Source organism: Litoribacterium kuwaitense (genome assembly GCF_011058155.1).
GTDB lineage: Bacteria > Bacillota > Bacilli > Bacillales > DSM-28697 > Litoribacterium > Litoribacterium kuwaitense.
Window position 1 is genome coordinate 1 of record NZ_JAALFC010000132.1, and the last position, 394, is coordinate 394.

Here is a 394-nt window from a genome sequence, read left to right on the forward strand (position 1 = left end):
GTCAGCCGCCGCGGTAATACGGGGGGGGCTAACGTTGTTCGGAATTACTGGGCGTAAAGGGTGCGTAGGCGGTTCGGTAAGTCTAGCGTGAAATCTCACCGCTCACCGGTGAAACGGCGCTGGAAACTGTCGAGCTCGAGGATGGAAGAGGTAGGTGGAATTCCTGGTGTAGTCGGTGGAGTGCGTAGATATCAGGAAGAACACTCGTGGCGAAGGCGGCCTACTGGTCCATTTCTGACGCTGAGGACGAAAGCCAGGGGAGCGAACGGGATTAGAAACCCCAGTAGTCCGTAGAGTCAGCCGCCGCGGTAATACGGGGGGGGCTAACGTTGTTCGGAATTACTGGGCGTAAAGGGTGCGTAGGCGGTTCGGTAAGTCTAGCGTGAAATCTCAC

At 57.1% G+C, this 394-nt stretch carries 1 rRNA gene; it reads left to right on the forward strand.

Going from position 1 to position 394, the window contains the following annotated elements:
* Positions 1-305: ribosomal RNA gene (locus G4V62_RS19595) — 16S ribosomal RNA — on the forward strand; the annotation flags it as partial.
* Positions 306-394: the final 89 nt, after the last annotated feature.